The following is a 21462-nucleotide window of genomic DNA, read 5'->3' as shown; positions in this document are numbered from 1 at the left end:
TAGGCGTTTGGCTCATGTAGCTCAGGGGTAGAGCACACCCTTGGTAAGGGTGAGGTCGACGGTTCAAATCCGTCCATGAGCTCCATATTATAAAAAGCGAGCGATGCTCGCTTTTTTTGTCGCTACCGCCGGCCGCAGTAGTGGGTTGTTGGTTAGTGAGGAAAGGGGTTGTCAGGTGGTTGTTTGTCAGCTACCATGACGCCCGCTGTTGCGTAGGCTAATGGATTTGTCTGTGCAGATGTTGATACAGGCCAGTAGCTCAATTGGCAGAGCAGCGGTCTCCAAAACCGCAGGTTGGGGGTTCGATTCCCTCCTGGCCTGCCAGTCTTCCCCAGGCTGGTATGTCTTTAAAGAATTCCTTTGTCGCTCGCTGCACCCTGAGGAGTCTCGTTTTTATGAAGCCGAGTTCTGTAAAACATGGCGCTGAGGAGCAACAGACGCGCCATGACGGGCTCAAGTGGGCAGCGGTCGTTGCGTTGCTTGTGGTTGCCGTTGTAGGTAATACCTATTTTGCTGATATTGGCCTGATCTACCGCGTGTTGGGTGTCGTGGTGCTATGCGTGGCGGCTGCCTTGCTAGCGCTGATGACCACCAAGGGGCGCGATCTAGTAGAGCTGGCAAGAAGCGCTAAGAAAGAGATTCAGCGCGTTGTATGGCCAACTCGGCCCGAAACCATTCAGACCACGGCCATTGTCCTCGTCGCCGTGCTGGTGGTTGGGTTGATGCTATGGTTGATTGACACTCTTCTTGGCTGGGCGATGTCCGGCGTTATTGGTTAGGAGTTTTCATGTCCAAACGTTGGTACGTCGTTCACGCCTATTCCGGCTTCGAAAAGCATGTGATGCGTTCCTTGATCGAGCGCGTCAAAATGTATGGCGTAGAAGATCGCTTTGGCGAGATTCTTGTGCCGACCGAAGAAGTCGTTGAAATGCGTGACGGCAAGCGCCGCAAGAGCGAGCGCAAGTTCTATCCCGGCTATGTATTGGTCGAGATGGAGATGGCCGACGATACGTGGCATTTGGTAAATGAGACCCCCCGCGTGATGGGGTTCATTGGCGGAACTAAAGAAAAGCCCGCACCCATTACATCGCGCGAAGCTGATGCCATCTTGATGCGCGTTAAAGACGGTACCGATAAGCCGCGGCCTAAAACCATGTTTGAGCCGGGACAGTCGGTTCGCGTTGTAGATGGCCCCTTTGCTGATTTTAACGGCGTCGTGGAAGAAGTGAGTTACGAGAAAAGCCGTCTGCAGGTCAGTGTGTTGATCTTCGGGCGTGCAACACCTGTCGAGCTTGAATTCGCGCAGGTTGAGAAGGAATAGTCAGGCTTACATCGCCTAAGTATGTAGCGTTGTGAGTTGATTCGTGCCAGGTGGCGGTATTGTCATCTGGCGGTGACCGGGGAGCCGTAAGGCGTTATCACCCAACTGGAGTAAAAACGATGGCCAAGAAAGTACAGGCTTACATCAAGCTGCAGGTTGCTGCAGGTAAAGCCAATCCAAGTCCGCCCGTCGGCCCTGCGCTGGGTCAGCACGGCGTAAACATCATGGAATTCTGTAAGGCGTTCAACGCTGAGACTCAAGACATTGAGCCCGGCCTGCCGACGCCTGTTGTGATTACGGTCTACTCTGACCGTAGCTTCACGTTCGTTACCAAGACGCCACCCGCGGCGGTGCTGCTCAAGAAAGCAGCCGGCATCAAGTCGGGTTCAGGCGAGCCGAACAAGAAGAAGGTCGGCACGGTAACGCGCGAACAGCTCGAAGAAATCGCCAAGACCAAAGAGCCTGACCTGACGGCGGCTGATATTGACGCAGCGGTTCGCACCATCGCGGGCAGCGCCCGTAGTATGGGCCTCAACGTGGAGGGTCTTTAATCATGGCGAAACTGACGAAGCGTGCGAAGCTGATTCGCGAAAAAGTCGACACCAATAAGGCCTACTCAATTGAAGAAGCGGTTGCTCTGCTCGCTGAGCTGTCGACTGTTAAATTCAAAGAGTCGGTGGATGTCGCGATTAACCTAGGCGTTGACCCGCGTAAATCTGACCAAGTGGTGCGTGGCGCAACCGTTATGCCTAACGGTACCGGTAAAGACGTGCGCGTTGCGGTCTTTACTCAGGGTGCCAATGCCGACGCCGCTAAAGAAGCTGGCGCCGACATCGTCGGTATGGACGATCTGGCCGAGCAGGTCAAAAAAGGCGTCATGGATTTTGACGTCGTTATTGCCTCGCCGGACGCCATGCGTGTCGTTGGTCAGCTGGGTCAGATTCTGGGTCCCCGCGGCCTGATGCCGAACCCGAAAGTGGGCACCGTGACGCCTGACGTTGCGACCGCTGTGAAAAACGCCAAAGCCGGCCAGGTGCGCTTCCGTACCGACAAGAACGGCATCATCCATACTACATTGGGTAAGGCGGATTTTGACGCGGCAGCGATCAACGGCAACCTGGAAGCCCTGGTCGCCGACCTGAAGCGGCTCAAGCCGAGCACTTCAAAAGGCATCTACTTTAAGAAAGTCACCCTGTCTACTACTATGGGCCCGGGTTTGACTATCGACCACTCCGCGTTTGCTTAAGCGGGTGATCGTCAGGTTTTAGCAACAACCGAGCAATAACTTTGCGGTCCCTCGGTCATGCCGAGGCGCCGTCAAAGACCGCAGGTGCCGCGCTTTTTTGAAAGTGCGGCTTAATTGCCCTCAAAAGCGCCTGCGCAGATGGTGTGGCCGCCAGTTGGTTAGCAACGCTTTCTTTTCTGGTGAGCACCATCCTCTAAGGCTTTCTGCTAGTCGTATGGGCAGGAAGAGATGGTAACCACCGGAACCTTTAATGGGTTCCGGAACGAAGGAGTGATCACTGTGCCACTAGCACTTGAAGGCAAGAAAGCGATTGTTGCCGAGGTCAGTGAAGCGGCCAAGAGCGCACTCTCCGTCGTAGTTGCCGATTCTCGCGGTGTAGCGGTCAGCAAAATGACCGATCTGCGTAAGCAGGCACGTGAGAATGGCGTCCAGGTACGTGTTGTTCGCAACACGCTGGCACGTCGCGCCCTCGAAGGCACCCAATGGGAATGCCTAACCGAGAGCTTCGTTGGTCCGACTCTGTTGGCCTTCTCCACGGATCATCCGGGCGCTGCCGCTCGTTTGTTCAAAGAGTTTGCCAAAGATGATAAAGACTTCGAAGTCAAAGCGCTGGCCTACGAAGGTGAGCTGATTCCGGCTGCTGACATCGATCGTCTGGCAACCCTGCCGACTCACGACGAGGCAATTGCCAAGTTGATGTCGGTAATGAAAGAAGCTTCCGCTGGCAAGCTGGTTCGTACCCTGGCCGCCCTGCGCGACCAAAAAGAAGCGGCTTAACTGCTTCTCTTGTACAGCCTGACGCTGCTTGAACCGAGCAATGAATCCCGAGTCGTCGGTAAACCGAGACTCCCGCAAAGTTAGGAATGAAACAATGGCACTGACCAAAGACGATATCATCAATGCTGTAGCCGACATGTCCGTCATGGAAGTTGTCGAGCTGATCGAAGCAATGGAAGAGAAATTCGGCGTTTCTGCTGCGGCGGCCGTAGTGGCTGGCCCAGGTGGTGGCGAAGCCGCTGCTGAAGAAGAACAGACCGAATTTGACCTGGTGTTGACGGCTGCTGGTGACAAGAAAGTTAACGTCATCAAAGCAGTACGTGAAATCACCGGTCTTGGCCTTAAGGAAGCTAAGGGTGCCGTTGACGGCGCACCGGCGACCATCAAGGAAGGCATGTCCAAGGAAGACGCTGAAACAGCTAAGACGAAGCTGGAAGAAGCGGGCGCAAGCGTCGAGCTCAAGTAATTCTTGTGCTGGCGGCTTTACGCGTTGCGTAAGCTTCCACGGCTGGCGGCGGGAGATCCCGCTGCCGGCCTTTTTCTGTTGTAACTGAACGGTGAAGCAGAATCGTTGTAGTACGGTTATCGCAAGACTGTTATCGATCAAGATTTTCGACGGCGAGCTACCGGACCTGGAGCTTGCTGTTCGCGTCTGACACGCCCGCAGGGCAGATGACCACGCATCGGTCACCCATGGTGAACAAGCTGGGGAATACAGATGGCTTACTCATATACTGAGAAAAAACGCATCCGCAAGGATTTCGGCAAACTGCCACAAGTGATGGATGTGCCTTATTTGTTGGCCATCCAGCTTGATTCCTATTACGACTTTCTCCAGCAAGATCGTTCGCCCGACGAGCGGCACGAGGTCGGCTTGCACGCGGCATTTAAGTCCGTGTTCCCGATTGAGAGCTTCTCCGGTAATGCGGCGCTTGAGTATGTCAGCTACCGGTTCGGCACGCCGGCGTTCGATGTTAAGGAGTGCCAGCTGCGCGGAGTAACCTATTCCGCCCCGCTGCGCGTCAAGGTTCGCTTGATCATTTATGATCGCGATTCCTCGAACAAAGCAATCAAAGATATTAAAGAGCAAGAAGTCTACATGGGGGAAATCCCCCTGATGACGGAGAACGGTACCTTTGTGATCAACGGTACCGAGCGGGTTATTGTTTCCCAGCTCCACCGTTCACCCGGTGTTTTCTTCGATCACGATAAAGGCAAAAGCCACTCATCCGGTAAGCTGCTCTATTCAGCGCGGGTTATCCCTTACCGTGGTTCTTGGTTAGACTTCGAATTCGATCCTAAAGACAATGTCTTCGTGCGTATCGACCGTCGGCGTAAGCTGCCGGCCTCGGTGCTCATGCGTGCGCTGGGAATGAGCGCGGAAGAGATTCTCGACGAGTTCTTCGAAACCAGCGTTTTCCATGTTGAAAAGTCAGGCTTTTCCGTGGAGCTTGTGCCGTCACGGCTGCGTGGCGAAACCGCCACCTTCAATATCAAGGATGGCAAAGGCGAGACGATTGTTGAAGAAGGACGTCGGATTACCCAGAAGCACATCCGTCAGCTTGAAAAAGCGGGCCTTGAGCGCCTGGACGTGCCAATGGAGTATCTATTCGGAAAAACCTTGGCCAAAGACCAGATCGACACTAAAACCGGCGAGCTGATCTGTCCGTGCAACACCGAAATTACCCCGGACGTTCTAGAGGCCATGGCGAATGGCGGTATTACACGTATTGAGACGCTGTATACCAACGACCTGGATTGCGGTTCGTTTATTTCCGACACGCTGAAGCTCGACACAACCGGGTCGCAGCTGGAAGCGCTGGTGGAAATTTACCGTATGATGCGCCCCGGTGAGCCGCCCACTAAAGAAGCGGCCGAGACGTTATTCCACAACCTGTTCTTCACTGAGGACCGCTACGACCTGTCGGGCGTGGGCCGCATGAAGTTCAACCGTCGTTTACGTCGCGAGGGCGATACTGGCTCTGGTGTACTGGATCGCAAAGACATCCTCGACGTGCTGCGCGAGCTGATCAACATCCGCAACGGCTTTGGTGACGTTGATGATATCGATCACTTGGGTAACCGCCGGATTCGCTGCGTTGGCGAAATGGCCGAAAACCAGTTCCGCGTTGGCCTGGTGCGCGTTGAGCGTGCCGTGAAAGAACGTCTTTCCATGGCCGAAAGCGAAGGCTTGATGCCCCAGGATCTGATCAACGCCAAGCCGGTCGCGGCGGCGGTGAAAGAGTTCTTTGGCTCCAGCCAGCTCTCGCAGTTTATGGACCAGAACAACCCGCTTTCCGAGGTAACCCACAAGCGCCGTGTTTCAGCACTCGGCCCAGGTGGTCTTACCCGCGAGCGCGCTGGCTTCGAAGTACGTGACGTACACGCCACGCACTACGGGCGTCTATGCCCGATCGAAACGCCAGAAGGCCCGAACATCGGCCTGATCAACTCGCTGGCAACCTACAGCCACACTAACAGCTACGGCTTCCTTGAGACGCCGTATCGTAAGGTGGTAGATCGTCAGTTGACCGATGACATCGTTCACCTGTCGGCGATTGAAGAAGGCGACTTCGTTATCGCCCAGGCGTCAGCCGCAGTGGACGAATCCGGTAAGCTGAGCGATGACCTGGTTCAGGCCCGCCATCGGGGTGAAACCACCTTTATGCGCCCTGAGCAAGTCACGCTGATGGACGTGTCACCGCGCCAGGTCGTGTCAGTGGCCGCGGCCCTGATTCCGTTCCTTGAGCACGATGACGCCAACCGGGCCTTGATGGGTTCCAACATGCAGCGTCAGGCGGTCCCCACGCTGCGCGCCGAGAAGCCGCTAGTGGGCACCGGGATGGAGCGTTTCGTTGCACGCGACTCCGGCGTTTGTGCCGTGGCGCGTCGCGGCGGGGTCATCGACTCCGTGGATGCGCGTCGGGTAGTGGTCCGGGTTAATGAAGATGAGATTATCGGCGGTGAAGCCGGGGTTGATATCTACAACCTGACCAAGTACACCCGCTCGAACCAAAACACCTGCATGAACCAGCGCCCGATCGTACGCCCAGGCGATAATGTCGCCCGTGGTGATATCCTCGCCGACGGCCCGTCCGTCGATATGGGTGATCTGGCACTTGGCCAGAACATGCGCATCGCGTTCATGCCCTGGAACGGCTACAACTTCGAGGATTCCATCCTGCTCTCCGAGCGGGCGGTACAAGAAGACCGTTTTACCACGATCCATATTCAGGAACTGACCAGTGTGTCCCGTGACACCAAGCTGGGGCCTGAAGAAATTACCTCTGATATTCCCAATGTCGGCGAATCGGCGCTAGGCAAGCTGGATGAAGCAGGCGTTGTCTACATCGGTGCCGAGGTAGGGCCGGGCGATATTCTGGTGGGTAAGGTCACGCCGAAAGGTGAAACCCAGCTGACGCCGGAAGAAAAGCTGCTACGTGCCATCTTCGGCGAGAAAGCGTCGGACGTTAAAGATACCTCGCTGCGTGCCCCAACGGGTATGAAAGGCACGGTGATTGACGTACAGGTGTTTACTCGCGACGGCGTTGAGAAAGACTCGCGCGCCCTGGCCATCGAGCAAATGCAGCTGGATGAAGTACGTAAGGATCTGCAGGAAACCTATCGTATCGCCGAGGACGCCACGTTCGAACGCCTCAAGCGTACCCTTGATGGTCAGGTGGTTAACGGCGGCCCGAACCTCAAGAAAGGCGATACCCTTGACGAGGCCTACCTCGATGAGCTGCCTCGCCAGCAGTGGTTCAAGCTGCGCATGCAGGATGAGTCGTATAACGAGTTGCTGGCCCAGGCCGACGAGCAGCTGGAAAACCGTCGTAAAGAAATGGACGAGCGCTTTGAAGACAAGAAGCGCAAGCTGACCCAGGGCGATGACCTTGCCCCCGGCGTGCTGAAAATCGTCAAAGTCTATATGGCCGTTAAGCGTCGCATTCAGCCGGGCGATAAGATGGCCGGTCGTCACGGTAACAAAGGTGTTATCTCAGCGATCATGCCGATCGAAGACATGCCGTTTGACGAGAAGGGCGAGCCGGTTGACGTGGTGCTAAACCCGCTGGGCGTACCATCGCGGATGAACGTAGGCCAAATCCTCGAAACCCACTTGGGTATGGCCGCACGTGGTTTAGGGGTCAAGATCGACGCCATGCTACGCGACGCCCGCGAACAGCAAGTGGCTGAAATCCGTGACTTCCTGGGTCAGGTGTATAATACGCCTGGCACTCGCGTGGAAGACATTGATTCGCTAAGCGATGAAGAAGTCATTGCACTGGCGAAAAACCTTAAAGCGGGTGTGCCCATGGCGACGCCGGTGTTTGACGGTGCCAAAGAGCACGAAATCAAACACCTGCTGAAGCTCGCGGGTATTCCCGAGTCAGGTCAGATGACATTGTACGACGGCCGTACCGGCGATGCTTTTGACCGTCCGGTCACCGTTGGCTACATGTACATGCTGAAGCTTAACCACTTGGTCGACGACAAGATGCACGCGCGCTCTACCGGCTCTTACTCGCTCGTCACCCAGCAGCCGCTGGGCGGTAAGGCGCAGTTCGGTGGTCAGCGCTTTGGTGAGATGGAAGTGTGGGCGCTGGAAGCTTATGGCGCGGCCTACACGCTGCAAGAGATGCTCACCGTCAAATCGGACGACGTCGAAGGCCGCACCAAGATGTACAAAAACATCGTGGATGGCGACCACACCATGCAGGCAGGCATGCCGGAATCCTTTAACGTACTCGTGAAGGAAATCCGCTCGCTGGGCATCGATATCGAGTTAGAGAGCTAGGAGCCGTCCCATGAAAGATTTGGTGAAAGTACTCAAATCGCAATCTCAGTCCGAAGAGTTTGACGCGATCAAGATTACCCTGGCGTCGCCGGACATGATTCGCTCCTGGTCGTTTGGCGAGGTGAAGAAGCCCGAGACCATCAACTACCGTACCTTTAAGCCGGAACGCGACGGTCTGTTCTGCGCCAAGATTTTTGGCCCGGTGAAGGACTACGAGTGCCTGTGCGGCAAGTACAAGCGCATGAAGCACCGTGGCATCATCTGCGAGAAGTGTGGTGTGGAAGTAACCAAAGCCGCCGTGCGCCGTGAGCGCATGGGGCATATTGAGCTAGCCTCTCCGGTAGCCCATATTTGGTTCCTGAAGTCACTGCCGTCGCGTATCGGCATGTTCCTCGATATGACCCTGCGTGATATCGAGCGCGTGCTGTACTTTGAAAGCTTTGTGGTGATCGACCCAGGCATGACCACCCTTGAGCGTGGTCAGCTGTTGAACGACGAGCAGTACTTCGAAGCGCTGGAAGAGTTCGGCGACGACTTCGACGCCCGTATGGGTGCCGAAGCCGTTCAGGAACTGCTCAAAGACATCGATCTGGAAGAAGAGATTAACCACCTGCGCGAAGAAATTCCGCAGACCAACTCTGAAACCAAGATTAAGAAGCTTTCCAAGCGCCTGAAACTGCTTGAAGCGTTCTACCATTCCGGCAATGCGCCGGCGTGGATGGTCATGGAAGTGCTACCCGTGCTGCCGCCGGACCTGCGTCCGCTGGTACCGCTTGACGGTGGCCGCTTTGCGACCTCTGATTTGAACGACCTTTACCGTCGTGTGATCAACCGTAACAACCGTCTGAAGCGTCTGCTTGACCTCAATGCGCCGGATATTATCGTGCGCAACGAGAAGCGCATGCTTCAGGAAGCCGTCGATGCACTGCTCGACAACGGCCGTCGTGGTCGTGCGATCACGGGCTCTAACAAGCGCCCGCTGAAATCGCTTGCCGACATGATCAAAGGTAAGCAGGGTCGTTTCCGTCAGAACCTGTTGGGTAAGCGCGTCGATTACTCTGGCCGTTCGGTGATTACCGTGGGTCCGACGCTGCGCCTGCACCAGTGTGGTCTGCCGAAGAAAATGGCGCTTGAGCTGTTCAAGCCGTTTATCTACTCCAAGCTTCAGTCGCTGGGCTACGCTTCAACGATTAAAGCTGCCAAGAAGATGGTCGAGCGCGAGCTGCCGGAAGTGTGGGACATCCTTGCTGATGTTATCCGCGAGCACCCGGTACTGCTTAACCGTGCACCGACGCTGCACCGTTTGGGCATCCAGGCGTTTGAGCCGCTGCTGATTGAAGGTAAAGCGATCCAGCTGCACCCGCTGGTATGTGCTGCCTACAACGCCGACTTCGATGGTGACCAGATGGCGGTACACGTACCGCTGACCCTAGAAGCCCAGCTTGAAGCCCGTGCGCTGATGATGGCCACTAACAATGTGCTGTCGCCGGCTAACGGCGAGCCGATCATCGTACCCTCGCAAGACGTTGTTCTGGGTCTGTACTACATGACCCGTGAGAAGATCAACGCCAAAGGCGAAGGCATGGTGTTTTCTGGTCTCAATGAAGTAGAGCGCGCCTTTGGTACCCAATCGGTATCGTTGCACGCTCGCGTCAAGGTTCGCCTGGACGAAGTGGATGTTGACGAAGAAACCGGCGAACGTTCCGCACACCGCCGTATTTACGACACCACGGTAGGTCGTGCATTGCTGTTCCGTATCCTGCCGGAAGGCGTGCCGTTCGATCTGATCGATCAGCCGATGAAAAAGAAAGCCATCTCTAGCTTGATCAACGAGGTTTACCGTCGTGCTGGTTTGAAGCCGACCGTTATCTTCGCTGACCAACTAATGTACACCGGCTTCCGTCTGGCTACCTGGTCCGGCGCTTCCATCGGCGTTAACGACTTCGTTATTCCCGATGCGAAAACCGAAATCGTCGATGCAGCCGAAGCCGAAGTCAAAGAGATTGAAGACCAGTTCTCCTCCGGCCTTGTCACGGCGGGCGAGAAGTACAACAAGGTGATCGACATCTGGTCCAAGGCCAACGATAAAGTGGCCAAGGCGATGATGGCGGGTATCTCGAAAGAAACGGTAATCGACCGCGAAGGCAATGAAGTCGAGCAAGACTCGTTCAACAGCGTCTTCATTATGGCCGACTCCGGTGCGCGTGGTTCTGCCGCTCAGATTCGCCAGCTGGCGGGTATGCGTGGCCTGATGGCCAAGCCGGACGGCTCAATCATCGAAACGCCGATCGTCGCCAACTTCCGTGAAGGCTTGAACGTACTGCAGTACTTCATCTCGACTCACGGTGCACGTAAAGGTCTGGCGGATACGGCACTGAAAACGGCTAACTCCGGTTACTTGACCCGCCGTTTGGTCGATGTTGCCCAGGACTTGGTGATTACCGAGACCGACTGTGGCACCGAAAACGGCCTCACGCTGCACCCGATCATCGAAGGCGGCGATATTATCGTACCGCTGTCCCAGCGCGTGCTGGGCCGTGTGGTAGCTATCGATGTGGTCGACCCCAGCACTGATGAAGTGCTTATCGCCAAGGGCACTTTGCTTGACGAAAAATGGTGTGCCGAGCTTGATACCATGGGGGTCGATGAGATCATCGTGCGCTCCACCATTACCTGTGACACACCGCACGGCGTGTGCTCTGCTTGTTACGGTCGTGATCTGGCGCGTGGTCATCAGGTTAATATCGGTGAATCCGTTGGCGTTATTGCCGCACAGTCAATCGGTGAGCCGGGTACCCAGCTGACCATGCGCACGTTCCACATCGGTGGTGCGGCATCGCGCTCCTCTGCGGTTGATAGCGTCCAAGTGAAGCATGGCGGCAAAGTGCGGTTGCACAACATCAAGAATGTTGAGCGCGCCGACGGCAAATTGGTGGTCGTATCTCGTTCGAGTGCGCTTGCCGTTGCCGACGACCATGGCCGTGAGCGTGAGTACTACAAGCTGCCTTACGGCGCTGAGCTTTCCGTGCGCGATGGCGATGTCGTCGATGCTGGCACGATTGTGGCTAAGTGGGACCCGCACACCCACCCAATCGTTGCCGAAGTCGAAGGTAAGGCCCAGTTCATCGATCTCGACGAGGGTGTCACCATGCACCGCACTGTCGATGAGATGACTGGCCTGTCGTCTATTGAGGTTATCGAGTCGGCAGCACGCCCGATGGCGGGTCGCGACAAGCGTCCTATGGTCATGCTGAAAGATGCTTCGGGTGAGTACGTGTCGGTCTCCGGCTCGAACACGCCGGTACAGTATCTGCTGCCGGGTAAGTCGATCATCTCCGTTGATGACGGTGCGACGATCGGCGTGGGTGAAGTAGTGGCCCGTATTCCGGTTGAAGCGTCGGGCAACAAAGATATCACCGGTGGTCTGCCACGTGTTGCTGACTTGTTCGAAGCACGTAAGCCGAAAGAGTCGGCGATACTGGCGGAGATCAGCGGCGTTATCAGCTTCGGTAAAGAAACCAAAGGTAAGCGTCGTCTGACGATTACGCCTGAATCTGGTGATCCATTTGAAACGCTGATCCCTAAATGGCGTCAAATTGCCGTCTTCGAGGGTGAAACCGTCGAAAAGGGTGAGGTGATTTCCGATGGCCCAAGTAATCCGCACGATATTCTGCGGCTACTGGGAGTGGCGGAGCTCGCCAAGTACATTACTGCTGAAGTTCAGGATGTGTACCGTTTGCAGGGTGTCGGCATTAACGATAAGCACATCGAAGTTATCGTGCGTCAGATGCTGCGCAAGGTAGAAATTACCGACTCGGGTGACTCTGACTTTATCACTGGTGATCAGGCAGAACTGGTGCGCGTACTAGAGCAGAACGTGCGGCTTGAGAAGGAAGATAAATTCCCGGCCAAGTATCAGCGCTTGCTGCTGGGTATCACCAAGGCCAGCCTGGCCACCGAGTCGTTCATTTCGGCAGCGTCGTTCCAAGAAACGACCCGCGTTCTGACCGAGGCAGCGGTGACCGGCAAGCGCGATTACCTGCGCGGCCTGAAAGAAAACGTGGTAGTGGGTCGCCTGATTCCTGCAGGTACCGGTTTGACTCACCACGCGGAGCGTCGTCGCAAGCGCGAAGACGTAGAGCGCCTGCTCACCCCCTCGGCGACCGAGGTAGAGCAGGAGCTGGGAGCTCAGTTGACCGCATTGGATTCCGACGACGAGCTCTAACATTACTATCTGACCTTATGCCGCCTTCGTCTTGCTGGTTAAACGACCGGCAAGACTTGACGGCGGCTAGGGTCAGCCTTTAGAATGCGCAGCCTTTAACAGTGGGGTGGGTGCGCCCGCAGCCGCTGAAAGGCCAGGCAACCATTGGAGTCAGCTAAACACCATGGCAACGATTAATCAGCTAGTGCGCAAGCCGCGCAAGCGCCCCGTCACTAAAAGTGACGTGCCCGCGCTTCAGGCTTGTCCGCAAAAGCGCGGCGTATGTACGCGCGTTTACACTACCACCCCTAAGAAGCCTAACTCGGCGTTGCGTAAGGTATGCCGTGTGCGCCTGACCAACGGTTTTGAGGTGTCTTCTTATATCGGTGGTGAAGGTCACAACCTCCAAGAGCACTCTGTAGTGCTGATTCGCGGCGGTCGTGTAAAGGATTTGCCCGGTGTGCGTTATCACACCGTGCGTGGCGCCCTTGACACCTCTGGCGTACAGAATCGTAAGCAGGGCCGTTCTAAGTACGGTACCAAGCGTCCGAAGTCTTAATTCGACGCTATGCGGTGCTGCGTAAGCAGCCGCCGTACGAGATGTTTATCATGTATATGATGGTCTGATAAGAGTAAGGTCGGGCGGCGCTGAGCGCCAACGCCAAGCGTGAGTTCCGAGTTTACCTGAAGGATCCTTAAATTGAGGGCTTATCATGCCTAGAAGAAGAGTTGTAGCTAAGCGCGAAATCCTGCCGGATCCCAAGTTCGGAAGTGAGCGCCTAGCCAAGTTTATGAATCACCTGATGTTCAGCGGTAAAAAGTCCGTAGCTGAGCGCATCGTGTATGGTGCGTTGGACAAGGTTGCCGAGCGTAGTAAAGAAGAGCCGCTGGAAATCTTCGACAAAGCGCTGGAAACCATCCAGCCGATGGTCGAAGTGAAGTCGCGCCGCGTGGGTGGTGCGACCTATCAGGTGCCGGTTGAAGTTCGTCCGTCACGCCGCCAGGCGCTTGCCATGCGCTGGTTGGTTGACGCGGCGCGTCGTCGCGGTGAAAAAACGATGGTTCTGCGTCTTGCAGGCGAAATGCTGGATGCCGCTGAAGGCAAAGGCTCTGCCGTTAAGAAGCGCGAAGACGTGCATCGTATGGCAGAAGCTAACAAGGCCTTCTCGCACTACCGTTTTTAAGATCAGCGTTTTTAAATTCGGCGTTTCTGGGTTTGCGTTTTGCTGGGTTGCGCTTTGTCAACGTCATACGTCGCTTGATCGCAACGCACCGCCGTTACCATGCATGGTGACGGCGGCGGCATAAGCAGAAAACGCATCGCTAGAATCACGAGCATCGCCAACAAACGGGAGTTTCACCGTGGCTCGCAAGACACCACTTAATCGCTATCGCAATATCGGTATCGTTGCTCACGTTGACGCGGGTAAAACCACGACAACCGAGCGGGTACTGTTCTACACCGGCCTTTCCCATAAAGTGGGTGAAGTGCATGACGGTGCAGCGACTATGGACTGGATGGAGCAGGAGCAGGAGCGTGGTATCACTATCACCTCGGCTGCAACGACCTGTTTCTGGCAGGGCATGAGTAAGCAGTTTCCTGAGCACCGCATTAATATCATCGACACACCTGGGCACGTTGACTTCACTATCGAAGTTGAGCGTTCTCTGCGCGTACTCGATGCCGCGGTGGTTGTGCTGTGCGGCTCTTCCGGCGTTCAGCCGCAGACCGAAACCGTATGGCGCCAGGCCAACAAGTACGAAGTCCCGCGTATGGTCTTCGTCAACAAGATGGACCGTACCGGCGCTGATTTCTTCATGGTCGTTGACCAGTTGAAAGAGCGTCTGGGTGCTAATGCAGTACCGATCCAGATTAACTGGGGTACGGAAGAAGACTTCAAGGGCGTTATCGACCTTATCCAGATGAAGGCCATCCTGTGGGATGAAGCCAGCCTGGGTATGAATTATGAATTGGTTGATATTCCTGCAGAGCTTCAAGAAACCGCAGAAACCTACCGCGAGCAGATGATCGAAGCGGCAGCGGAAGGTTCTGATGACTTGATGGAGAAGTACCTCGAAGGTGAGGAACTGACCATCGAAGAGATCAAAGCCGGTCTGCGTGCGCGTACCCTGGCTAATGAAATCGTTCTCATCACCTGCGGGTCTGCCTTTAAGAACAAAGGTGTTCAGGCGGTACTTGATTGCGTTATCGAATACATGCCGTCACCCACCGAAGTTAAGGCGATTGAAGGTGAGCTTGACGACAAGGACGGCACCGTCGATACCCGTGAAGCGGACGATGATCAGCCGTTTGCCGCCTTGGCGTTCAAGATTGCTACCGACCCGTTCGTCGGTACCCTGACGTTCATCCGTGTCTATTCGGGCGTGTTGAACTCGGGCGACGGGGTATATAACTCGGTCAAAAGTAAGAAAGAGCGCGTGGGTCGTATCGTTCAGATGCACTCCAACTCGCGTGAAGAAATCAAAGAAGTGCGCGCCGGCGATATCGCTGCGTGTATCGGTCTAAAAGACGTCACCACGGGCGATACCCTGTGTGATATCAATCACAAGATCGTACTCGAGCGTATGGAATTCCCGGATCCGGTGATCTCGGTGGCTGTTGAGCCGAAGTCCAAAGCCGATCAAGAGAAGATGGGTGTCGCACTGGGCAAGTTGGCCCAGGAAGATCCTTCCTTCCAGGTGAAGACCGACGAAGAGACCGGTCAGACGATCATCTCGGGTATGGGTGAGCTTCACCTCGACATTCTTGTCGACCGTATGCGTCGCGAATTTAAGGTTGAGGCTAACATCGGTAAGCCGCAGGTGGCCTATCGCGAAACCATTCGTGGCAGCGTCGAGCAGGAAGGCAAATTTGTACGTCAGTCCGGTGGTCGTGGTCAGTACGGTCACGTTGTAATGCGCATCGAGCCGCTGACGTATGAAGAGAAAGGCGAGGGAGATGATGAAATCTTCTTCAAGTTTGTCTCCGAAATTGTCGGTGGTGTGGTTCCTAAGGAATACATTCCGGCGGTAGAGAAAGGGGCTTATGAGCAGCTGAAAAACGGCGTCATTGCGGGTTACCCGATGATTGACGTTAAAGTGACGCTGTTTGATGGTTCCTACCATGACGTGGACTCCAATGAGACTGCGTTCAAGATTGCTTCTTCTATGGCAGTGAAAGAAGGTGCCAGGAAGGCCAAGGCCGTGCTGCTGGAGCCGGTGATGAAGGTCGAAGTCGTGACCCCCGAAGAGTTTATGGGTGACGTCATGGGCGACCTGAACCGTCGTCGCGGCTTGGTGCAGGGCATGGATGATTCCTCTTCTGGTAAAGTCATCCGTGCAACGGTGCCACTGGGTGAGATGTTCGGTTACGCAACCGATCTGCGCTCACAAACCCAGGGCCGTGCGAGCTACTCTATGGAGTTCGCGAAGTACGAGGAGGCGCCCTCCAGCGTCGTTGAAGCCGTCATCAACCAAAACGGTTAACCGTTAGCTAACGTAAAGAGGTTATAGCAGTGGCTAAGGAAAAATTTGAACGTTCCAAACCGCATATCAACGTCGGCACCATCGGTCACGTCGACCACGGTAAAACGACTCTGACTGCGGCCCTGACCCGCGTGTCTGCTGAGGTTTTCGGCGGCGACTGGCGTGAGTTTGATACCATCGATAACGCTCCTGAAGAGCGCGAGCGCGGTATCACCATCGCTACGTCACACGTGGAATATCAGTCAGAACAGCGCCACTACGCGCACGTTGACTGCCCAGGACACGCTGACTACGTCAAGAACATGATCACCGGTGCTGCGCAGATGGACGGCGCGATCCTGGTATGTTCGGCCGCTGACGGTCCGATGCCGCAAACCCGCGAGCACATCCTGCTGTCGCGCCAGGTTGGCGTTCCGTTCATCGTTGTGTTCCTGAACAAAGCGGACATGGTCGATGACGAAGAGCTGCTCGAGCTGGTCGAAATGGAAGTTCGCGAACTTCTCGACGAGTACGACTTCCCGGGTGACGACACGCCGATCATTACTGGTTCTGCGCTGATGGCGTTGAATGGTGAAGATGAGAACGGCATGGGTACAACGGCCGTCGCTAATCTGATCAAGGCGCTGGATGAGTACATCCCTGAGCCTGAGCGTGCCATCGATCAGCCGTTCCTGATGCCGATCGAAGACGTATTCTCTATCTCTGGTCGTGGTACGGTTGTGACCGGTCGTGTAGAGCGCGGTATCGTCAAAGCGGGCGAAGAAGTGGAAATCGTAGGTATCCGCGACACCACTAAAACCACCGTTACCGGCGTTGAAATGTTCCGTAAGCTGCTCGACGAAGGTCGTGCAGGTGAGAACGTGGGTGCGCTGCTGCGTGGTACCAAGCGTGATGACGTAGAGCGTGGACAGGTTCTGGCGAAGACCGGCACCATCAACCCGCACACTACCTTCGAAGCAGAAGTTTACGTACTGTCCAAAGAAGAAGGTGGTCGTCACACGCCTTTCTTCAAGGGCTACCGTCCGCAGTTCTACTTCCGTACCACAGACGTCACCGGTACCTGTGAACTGCCGGAAGGCGTTGAGATGGTCATGCCGGGCGACAACGTGAAAATGGTTGTTACCCTGATCGCTCCGATCGCCATGGACGACGGCCTGCGCTTCGCGATTCGTGAAGGCGGTCGTACCGTCGGCGCTGGTGTTGTGGCCAAAATCATTCAGTAAGTTGTCTGTCTGAATGTGAAAGGGGGCTCGTTAGAGCCCCCTTTTCTGCGCACCCTTAGCAAATGTTTGACATGGGCTTTTGGCGTGCCTATAATGCGCATCCTTTGAATGCGTGGGTAGACGGCTCGCGCCGTCGACATCCATTGGAGTTTAGGGCAAATGCAGAACCAAAAGATTCGCATTCGGTTGAAAGCGTTCGACCATCGCCTGATCGATCAGTCCACAGCGGAGATCGTTGAAACCGCTAAGCGTACTGGTGCTCAGGTTCGTGGACCGATTCCGCTGCCGACCAACCGCGAGCGCTACACCATTCTGATCTCGCCGCACGTCAACAAAGATGCGCGTGACCAGTATGAGATTCGTACGCACAAGCGTGTGCTCGACATCGTTGAGCCGACCGAGAAAACCGTTGATGCGCTGATGAAGCTCGACCTCGCCGCTGGCGTAGACGTGCAAATCAAGCTCGACTAATTACACTAGACACTTGCGGCCCAGCGCTCATTACGAAAATCATTGAGCAGCAGCCGCCGCGCCGTGAGGCGCTACACAACGTGCTAGTGGAATGCTCTGGAAAGGGCAGCCATAGCGGGTGATAGCCCCGTACACTATAGGAGAACTGAGAATGACTATCGGTTTAGTCGGTAAAAAGGCCGGGATGACTCGTGTCTTTACCGAAGACGGCGCATCCGTGCCCGTAACCGTTATTGAAGTTGATCCTAACCGTGTTACACGCGTTAAGTCTGTCGAGTCTGACGGCTACGCAGCGGTTCAGGTAACAACTGGCTCTCGTAAGGCCAAGCACCTCAGCAAAGCCCAGGCGGGTCAATTTGCTAAAGCAGGTGTTGAGGCTGGTCGTTCACTGATGGAGTTTCGCCTTGAAGATGGCGAGGAGGCTCCTGAAGTTGGCGGCGAACTCACCGTATCCCTCTTCGAAGCTGGTCAGATGATCGACGTGACCGGTACCTCTAAGGGTAAAGGCTTCCAGGGTGCTGTTAAGCGCTGGAATTTCCGTACCCAAGACATGACTCACGGTAACTCTCTGTCGCATCGTGCGCCGGGTTCTATCGGTATGTGTCAGACCCCGGGTCGCGTTTTCAAAGGCAAAAAGATGGCCGGTCAAATGGGTAACGCCCGTTGCACCGTGCAGAGCCTAGAGATCGTCCGTGTCGACGCCGAGCGTAACCTGCTGCTGATTAAAGGCGCCGTACCGGGTGCAACCGGTAGTGACGTTATCGTTCGCAGCGCCGTGAAAGCTGGCTGAAGGGGATAATTACCAATGAATCTGAATCTTGCTGCAGGCGCGGGTACCGTTGAAGTAGCCGACGCCACCTTTGGCAAAGAATTCAACGAAGCGCTGGTTCACCAGGTCGTCACTGCCTATTTGGCTGGTGGTCGTCAGGGCACCCGCGCTCAAAAGAACCGTTCCGACGTTCGTGGTGGTGGTAAAAAGCCATGGCGTCAGAAAGGTACTGGCCGTGCTCGTGCTGGTACTATCCGCTCTCCGCTATGGCGTAGCGGCGGCGTCACCTTCGCGGCGCGTCCGCAAGACTACACCCAGAAGGTGAACCGCAAGATGTATCGCGCTGCCATGCGTTCCATCTTGTCAGAGCTGGTACGTCAAGAGCGCCTGGTCGCGGTTGAAGAGTTCAACGTCGAAGCGCCGAAAACCAAGCAGGTCGCTGCCAAGCTGAAAGAGCTCAACCTTGAAAAAGTGTTGATCGTCACTGAAGAAGTTGATGAAAAGCTCTATTTAGCCGCGCGCAACCTTCCCCATGTTGATGTGGTGGACGTTGCGGCTGCTGACCCGGTGAGCCTGGTTGCCTTTGATAAGGTCCTGGTCACCGTCTCCGCCCTGCGTAAATTCGAGGAGAAGCTGGCATGAACCAGGAACGCGTATTCAAGGTTCTGCTTGGACCGCACGTGACCGAGAAGGCCGCGATGGCTGCCGAGCGCAACCAGTACGTTTTCAAGGTGGCAACCGATGCTACCAAACCCGAGATCAAGAAGGCCGTTGAAGTACTGTTCGGCAAGAAGGTCGGCAGCGTTCAGGTACTGAACGTCAAGGGTAAAACCAAGCGTACTGCAAACGGCGTTGGCTTGCGTAAGGGTTACCGTAAAGCGTATGTGACCCTCGCCGCGGGTGAAACGCTCGAAGACTTCTCTGGCGCCGAATAAGGGCAGGAGTACGGATAATGGCAATCGTCAAGACCAAACCCACATCCGCCGGTCGTCGCCACGTCGTCAAGATCGTTGGCGAGGAACTGTACAAAGGCCGTGCTTATGCACCGCTTTTGGAAAAACAGTCCAAGTCCGGTGGCCGTAATAACTACGGTCGCATCACCACCCGCCACGTGGGCGGTGGTCACCGTCACCACTATCGGTTGATCGACTTCAAACGCACCAAGGATGGCGTTCCTGCCACCGTTGAGCGTCTGGAGCACGACCCGAACCGCAGTGCGCACATTGCACTGCTGAAATACGCCGATGGCGAGCGTCGTTACATCATTGCGCCGAAAGGTGTCAGCGCGGGTGACGTGCTGGAATCTGGTGTTAACGCGCCCATCAAGAAAGGCAATGCCTTGCCGCTGCGTAACATCCCGCTCGGTTCTACCGTTCACGGTATTGAACTGAAGCCGGGTAAAGGCGCGCAGATTGCTCGCAGTGCCGGTACTAGCGCTCAGTTGGTCGCTCGTGAAGGTAACTATGCCACCCTGCGTCTTCGCTCTGGCGAAATGCGTAAGGTATTGGCCGAGTGCCGTGCGACCTTGGGTGAAGTGAGCAACTCCGAGCACAGCCTACGTCAACTTGGCAAGGCCGGTGCGAAGCGCTGGAGAGGTGTGCGTCCGACGGTTCGCGGTGTCGCGATGAACCCTGTCGATCACCCGCACGGTGGCGGTGAAGGCCGTACTAGTGGTGGTCGTAACCCGGTTACCCCATGGGGTGTGCCGACCAAGGGTTACAAGACGCGTAAGAACAAGCGCACCGACAAGCTGATCGTACGTCGCCGTAAGGCTCGTAACTGATTGAAATTGCCAAGACATTAAGGGGTAACGGCTGTGCCACGTTCACTAAAGAAAGGTCCGTTTATTGACCTTCATCTTTTGAAGAAGGTAGAGGCTGCAGTGGAAAAGAACGATCGCAAACCGATCAAGACTTGGTCGCGTCGTTCAATGATCCTGCCAAACATGGTGGGTTTGACCATCGCAGTCCACAACGGTCGCCAACACGTCCCGGTGCACGTCTCCGAGGAAATGGTTGGTCACAAGCTAGGCGAATTCGCTGCCACTCGCACTTATCGCGGGCACGTAGCGGACAAGAAAGCCAAACGGTAAGCCAAAGAGGATTGAGAGATGGAAGTCACAGCTAAGCTGCGTGGCGCTCGTTTATCCGCCCAGAAGGCCCGTTTGGTGGCTGACCAGGTGCGCGGTAAACCTGTCGCCGAAGCACTCGACCTGCTGACCTTCTCACCGAAGAAGGCTGCCCAATTGGTCAAAAAAGTGCTTCAGTCCGCTATTGCAAACGCGGAAGAAAATAACGGCATGGATATTGACGAGCTGCGTGTCTCGACCATCTGCGTCGATGAGGGCATGACGCTCAAGCGTATCAAGCCGCGCGCCAAGGGGCGGGCGGATCGTATCTTGAAGCGCACCTGCCACATCACCGTCAAGGTAGCCGAGAAGTAGGAGTCGACCGATGGGTCAGAAAGTCAATCCAACAGGCATTCGACTGGGCATCGTCAAAGACCATGCTTCTGTCTGGTATGCCGAGCGCGGCGCCTATGCCGATAAGCTCAATAACGATCTCGAAGTGCGTAGCTTCCTGGAACAGCGTCTTAAAAACGCCTCCGTTAGCCGTATTCACATCGAGCGTCCGGCGAACAACGCCCGCATCACCATTCACACTGCCCGTCCGGGTATCGTGATTGGCAAAAAAGGTGAAGATGTCGACCGTCTGCGTCGTGATCTCACTGAAATGATGGGTGTTCCTGTTCACGTGAACATTGAAGAAGTTCGCAAGCCGGAACTAGACGCCAAGCTCGTCGCTGCTAACGTAGCGGGCCAACTTGAGCGTCGCGTGATGTTCCGTCGCGCCATGAAGCGTGCGGTACAAAACGCAATGCGTCTTGGCGCTGGCGGCATCAAGATTCAGCTGTCAGGTCGTCTGGGTGGTGCTGAAATCGCACGTACCGAATGGTACCGCGAAGGTCGCGTTCCGCTGCACACGTTGCGTGCGGACATCGACTACGCCACTTACGAAGCTCACACCACCTACGGCGTTATCGGCGTCAAAGTGTGGATCTTCAAGGGTGAAATCCTCGGCGGTATCGAGGAAGTACGTGCCAAGGCTAAGCAACAGCAGCCTGCCGGCAACGCGCCCAAGAAAAAAGGTTCCAGGTAAGGGGAGAGCGAG

20 protein-coding genes and 2 tRNA genes are annotated in these 21462 nt (G+C 55.7%); all 22 read left to right on the top strand.

Annotated features, from left to right (window positions below):
- Window positions 1-10 precede the first annotated feature (10 nt).
- The 22 genes from GA0071314_RS17710 (at window position 11) to rpsC (ending at window position 21450) form a co-directional block, all read left to right on the top strand.
- Window positions 11-85, top strand: a tRNA-Thr gene (locus tag GA0071314_RS17710).
- A 163-nt stretch (window positions 86-248) separates the two neighbouring features.
- Window positions 249-324: transfer RNA gene (locus GA0071314_RS17705), tRNA-Trp, on the top strand.
- A gap of 71 nt (window positions 325-395) precedes the next feature.
- Window positions 396-779, top strand: coding sequence for a preprotein translocase subunit SecE (gene secE, locus GA0071314_RS17700; protein ID WP_074397866.1), 384 nt, complete (start codon window positions 396-398; stop codon window positions 777-779).
- Window positions 780-787: 8 nt separating this feature from the next.
- A complete protein-coding gene (gene nusG, locus GA0071314_RS17695; RefSeq protein WP_074397865.1) occupies window positions 788-1321 on the top strand; it encodes a transcription termination/antitermination protein NusG in 534 nt (177 codons plus the stop codon).
- Between the two features lie 119 nt (window positions 1322-1440).
- On the top strand, window positions 1441-1872 hold the full coding sequence (gene rplK / locus GA0071314_RS17690; RefSeq protein ID WP_074397864.1) for a 50S ribosomal protein L11: 432 nt from the start codon (window positions 1441-1443) through the stop codon (window positions 1870-1872).
- Between the two features lie 2 nt (window positions 1873-1874).
- Complete coding sequence (gene rplA / locus GA0071314_RS17685) at window positions 1875-2567, top strand: 50S ribosomal protein L1 (RefSeq protein WP_074397863.1); 693 nt, start codon at window positions 1875-1877, stop codon at window positions 2565-2567.
- 279 nt (window positions 2568-2846) lie between these two features.
- Window positions 2847-3344 (top strand): 50S ribosomal protein L10, encoded by a 498-nt coding sequence (gene rplJ, locus GA0071314_RS17680; protein ID WP_074397861.1) that lies wholly within the window; start codon window positions 2847-2849, stop codon window positions 3342-3344.
- A 94-nt stretch (window positions 3345-3438) separates the two neighbouring features.
- Window positions 3439-3810 (top strand): 50S ribosomal protein L7/L12, encoded by a 372-nt coding sequence (rplL, locus tag GA0071314_RS17675; protein ID WP_074397859.1) that lies wholly within the window; start codon window positions 3439-3441, stop codon window positions 3808-3810.
- A gap of 252 nt (window positions 3811-4062) precedes the next feature.
- Window positions 4063-8139 carry a DNA-directed RNA polymerase subunit beta gene (gene rpoB / locus GA0071314_RS17670; RefSeq protein ID WP_074397857.1) on the top strand — a complete coding sequence of 1359 codons (4077 nt, stop codon included), beginning with the start codon at window positions 4063-4065 and terminating at the stop codon, window positions 8137-8139.
- A 10-nt stretch (window positions 8140-8149) separates the two neighbouring features.
- Window positions 8150-12364: a DNA-directed RNA polymerase subunit beta' gene (gene rpoC, locus GA0071314_RS17665; RefSeq protein ID WP_074397855.1), complete on the top strand. Its 4215-nt coding sequence runs from the start codon at window positions 8150-8152 to the stop codon at window positions 12362-12364.
- Window positions 12365-12527: 163 nt separating this feature from the next.
- Complete coding sequence (gene rpsL, locus GA0071314_RS17660; protein ID WP_009098973.1) at window positions 12528-12902, top strand: 30S ribosomal protein S12; 375 nt, start codon at window positions 12528-12530, stop codon at window positions 12900-12902.
- A 154-nt stretch (window positions 12903-13056) separates the two neighbouring features.
- Window positions 13057-13527, top strand: coding sequence for a 30S ribosomal protein S7 (rpsG, locus tag GA0071314_RS17655; RefSeq protein WP_074397853.1), 471 nt, complete (start codon window positions 13057-13059; stop codon window positions 13525-13527).
- Window positions 13528-13705: 178 nt separating this feature from the next.
- Window positions 13706-15829 carry an elongation factor G gene (gene fusA / locus GA0071314_RS17650; RefSeq protein ID WP_074397852.1) on the top strand — a complete coding sequence of 708 codons (2124 nt, stop codon included), beginning with the start codon at window positions 13706-13708 and terminating at the stop codon, window positions 15827-15829.
- A 29-nt stretch (window positions 15830-15858) separates the two neighbouring features.
- Entirely contained in the window at window positions 15859-17052 is a 1194-nt protein-coding gene (tuf, locus tag GA0071314_RS17645; protein ID WP_074397850.1) for an elongation factor Tu, read from the top strand.
- A 159-nt stretch (window positions 17053-17211) separates the two neighbouring features.
- Window positions 17212-17523, top strand: coding sequence for a 30S ribosomal protein S10 (gene rpsJ, locus GA0071314_RS17640; protein WP_009098983.1), 312 nt, complete (start codon window positions 17212-17214; stop codon window positions 17521-17523).
- Between the two features lie 151 nt (window positions 17524-17674).
- Window positions 17675-18313, top strand: coding sequence for a 50S ribosomal protein L3 (gene rplC / locus GA0071314_RS17635; protein WP_074397848.1), 639 nt, complete (start codon window positions 17675-17677; stop codon window positions 18311-18313).
- Between the two features lie 15 nt (window positions 18314-18328).
- Window positions 18329-18934 carry a 50S ribosomal protein L4 gene (gene rplD / locus GA0071314_RS17630; protein ID WP_074397847.1) on the top strand — a complete coding sequence of 202 codons (606 nt, stop codon included), beginning with the start codon at window positions 18329-18331 and terminating at the stop codon, window positions 18932-18934.
- On the top strand, window positions 18931-19227 hold the full coding sequence (gene rplW, locus GA0071314_RS17625; protein WP_066318574.1) for a 50S ribosomal protein L23: 297 nt from the start codon (window positions 18931-18933) through the stop codon (window positions 19225-19227). The genes rplD and rplW overlap by 4 nt, the downstream gene beginning before the upstream one ends.
- 17 nt (window positions 19228-19244) lie before the next feature.
- Window positions 19245-20075, top strand: a complete 831-nt coding sequence (gene rplB, locus GA0071314_RS17620; protein WP_074397845.1) for a 50S ribosomal protein L2 — start codon at window positions 19245-19247, stop codon at window positions 20073-20075.
- A gap of 33 nt (window positions 20076-20108) precedes the next feature.
- Complete coding sequence (rpsS, locus tag GA0071314_RS17615; protein WP_027337511.1) at window positions 20109-20384, top strand: 30S ribosomal protein S19; 276 nt, start codon at window positions 20109-20111, stop codon at window positions 20382-20384.
- A gap of 18 nt (window positions 20385-20402) precedes the next feature.
- The gene (rplV, locus tag GA0071314_RS17610; RefSeq protein WP_009098995.1) at window positions 20403-20735 is read left to right on the top strand and encodes a 50S ribosomal protein L22; all 333 of its coding nucleotides are present in this window, start codon (window positions 20403-20405) and stop codon (window positions 20733-20735) included.
- Window positions 20736-20745: 10 nt separating this feature from the next.
- Window positions 20746-21450, top strand: coding sequence for a 30S ribosomal protein S3 (gene rpsC / locus GA0071314_RS17605; protein ID WP_074397843.1), 705 nt, complete (start codon window positions 20746-20748; stop codon window positions 21448-21450).
- Window positions 21451-21462: the final 12 nt, after the last annotated feature.

The sequence above is a fragment of the Halomonas sp. HL-93 genome (assembly GCF_900086985.1).
Lineage (GTDB): Bacteria > Pseudomonadota > Gammaproteobacteria > Pseudomonadales > Halomonadaceae > Vreelandella.
The sequence above is the reverse complement of the archived record's forward strand: the minus strand, read 5'-3'. Positions and strand labels throughout refer to the sequence as shown.

Coding starts and splice junctions, on each gene's coding strand:
- secE (WP_074397866.1), top strand. CDS start 396: ATGAAGCCGAGTTCTGTAAAACATGGCGCTGAGGAGCAACAGACGCGC.
- nusG (WP_074397865.1), top strand. CDS start 788: ATGTCCAAACGTTGGTACGTCGTTCACGCCTATTCCGGCTTCGAAAAG.
- rplK (WP_074397864.1), top strand. CDS start 1,441: ATGGCCAAGAAAGTACAGGCTTACATCAAGCTGCAGGTTGCTGCAGGT.
- rplA (WP_074397863.1), top strand. CDS start 1,875: ATGGCGAAACTGACGAAGCGTGCGAAGCTGATTCGCGAAAAAGTCGAC.
- rplL (WP_074397859.1), top strand. CDS start 3,439: ATGGCACTGACCAAAGACGATATCATCAATGCTGTAGCCGACATGTCC.
- rpoB (WP_074397857.1), top strand. CDS start 4,063: ATGGCTTACTCATATACTGAGAAAAAACGCATCCGCAAGGATTTCGGC.
- rpoC (WP_074397855.1), top strand. CDS start 8,150: ATGAAAGATTTGGTGAAAGTACTCAAATCGCAATCTCAGTCCGAAGAG.
- rpsL (WP_009098973.1), top strand. CDS start 12,528: ATGGCAACGATTAATCAGCTAGTGCGCAAGCCGCGCAAGCGCCCCGTC.
- rpsG (WP_074397853.1), top strand. CDS start 13,057: ATGCCTAGAAGAAGAGTTGTAGCTAAGCGCGAAATCCTGCCGGATCCC.
- rpsJ (WP_009098983.1), top strand. CDS start 17,212: ATGCAGAACCAAAAGATTCGCATTCGGTTGAAAGCGTTCGACCATCGC.
- rplC (WP_074397848.1), top strand. CDS start 17,675: ATGACTATCGGTTTAGTCGGTAAAAAGGCCGGGATGACTCGTGTCTTT.
- rplD (WP_074397847.1), top strand. CDS start 18,329: ATGAATCTGAATCTTGCTGCAGGCGCGGGTACCGTTGAAGTAGCCGAC.
- rplW (WP_066318574.1), top strand. CDS start 18,931: ATGAACCAGGAACGCGTATTCAAGGTTCTGCTTGGACCGCACGTGACC.
- rplB (WP_074397845.1), top strand. CDS start 19,245: ATGGCAATCGTCAAGACCAAACCCACATCCGCCGGTCGTCGCCACGTC.
- rplV (WP_009098995.1), top strand. CDS start 20,403: ATGGAAGTCACAGCTAAGCTGCGTGGCGCTCGTTTATCCGCCCAGAAG.
- rpsC (WP_074397843.1), top strand. CDS start 20,746: ATGGGTCAGAAAGTCAATCCAACAGGCATTCGACTGGGCATCGTCAAA.